The 1,537-nt window shown below is 62.3% G+C and carries 1 protein-coding gene and 1 pseudogene; both read left to right on the forward strand.

Annotated features, from left to right (window positions below; translation table 11 throughout):
- Window positions 1-453: pseudogene (locus HMPREF2924_RS22100) on the forward strand (hypothetical protein); the annotation flags it as partial.
- A gap of 1 nt (window position 454) precedes the next feature.
- Window positions 455-1,378, forward strand: coding sequence for a hypothetical protein (locus HMPREF2924_RS22105; RefSeq protein WP_003139965.1), 924 nt, complete (start codon window positions 455-457; stop codon window positions 1,376-1,378).
- Window positions 1,379-1,537: the final 159 nt, after the last annotated feature.

Genomic DNA, 1,537 nt, shown 5'->3' on the forward strand with positions numbered 1-1,537 from the left:
GTGGGCTCCTACCGTGGCGACGTTGCAACCCGCTGGTCCGACGTTAGCGACCGGCACAGAGGCATCAGCAGCCCCTACGAGCGTAGCTGCTATCTCCGCGATCCCGCCGGGCGCTGGCTCGGTTTCACTGTCGATGGAGGGTCTGCCAACGAGTCCGACTACAGCAATCGGACGCTCCTCCCGCTGGGCTGCGGCCGATATGCGGGAAGCAGTGACACCGTGGTCAAACAACTGCGTGATTCGTTCGGGAAGTTCCCGCTCAAAGCGCTGTCGTTCGTCACCCGCGAAACCGAGGGACGCCGCTACCTGGGCGATTTCGACGGCGCCTTCTACGTGCCGACGCTCAACTCCGGCGCCGAAGACGTGATCGTCGAGGACGGTGTGGACCACGTCGTTTTCCAAACCGCTTGGCGTAGCGGTAACCCTTGGCTCTACGCGATCAGGAAGGACTGACATGGCCTATTTCACAGGAACAGCGAACAACCCGGCCGACTTGCTCGCCAAGTTGCGCGTTCACGCCGAAACCCTTGGCTGGGTCACCGACCGGGCTTCGGCAACCGAGTGGCTCTGTCACAACGCGGATGGATACTGGTCATTCAGTGCCGGGGCCAATCAGTTCCAGATGGCGGGCAATACGGGGTTCGATAACAGCCTGGCGTGGAACGCGCAGCCCGGTAACTCGGTGCAGAACAACCCTTATTCGTCGAAGGGACCGACCGTCGCACAGCTGAGCGGTGGGCCGTTCACTCGTTACCACCTGTTTGCCACGGCGGCCTATCTGCACCTGCACGTCGAGATCGCGGCAGGTCAGTTCCGGCCGGTGATGATTGGCTCGCTCAACAAGCGCGGAGTCGAATACAGCGGCGGCCAGTACGTATGCGGCTCCGTAATCTATCAGGCAGGCCAGATGCTGACATCGAGCTGGTCCTGTCATCCGTTCGACGGCTATCACGTTCGCTATAGCGACGGTGGTTGCGTACTCCGCCTGGACGGATTGGATGGCGGCCCCTCGCCCGAGTGGCTGCCGTTCGACTACACAACGAACATTCCCCGGCGGGTCATCGGGCCAGGCCGTGGAAACTACAGAAACCAGTACCATCCTGACGTCGGTCTAATCGACGCCAGCGCAAACGAGCTGAACAGCTCGACCACCGCTGTGCCCTGCGCTATCTACGCGTTCGGCGCTCAGCAGCGCTCGCGGTACATCGGCGAGGTGCCGGATTTTGGCATATGCAACATGGCCTTCCTCGCGCCTGGCGATCCGCTGGTGATCGGCAGCGACACTTGGCGCGTCTATCCGTTGCTCCAACGCGGAACCGCTACCGATTTCGACAGCACCAGCGCCTGGGTCGGCTACTGCTTCCGGGTACTTGAGTAATGGCGACGTTTCCGGGGTTCCAGGTGCCAAAGCCGCTGGTGGGGATCGTTGCCGGCATCACGCCAAACATCTCCACTCTGGACCTGAACCAGGACATCACCCTGGGCTCGGCCAGCGCCTCGACCTTGGCTGGCAGCTATGCGGCACACCAGCCGGTTG

The sequence above is a fragment of the Pseudomonas sp. HMSC063H08 genome (genome assembly GCF_001813645.1).
In the GTDB taxonomy this organism is placed as follows: Bacteria; Pseudomonadota; Gammaproteobacteria; order Pseudomonadales; family Pseudomonadaceae; genus Pseudomonas; species Pseudomonas aeruginosa.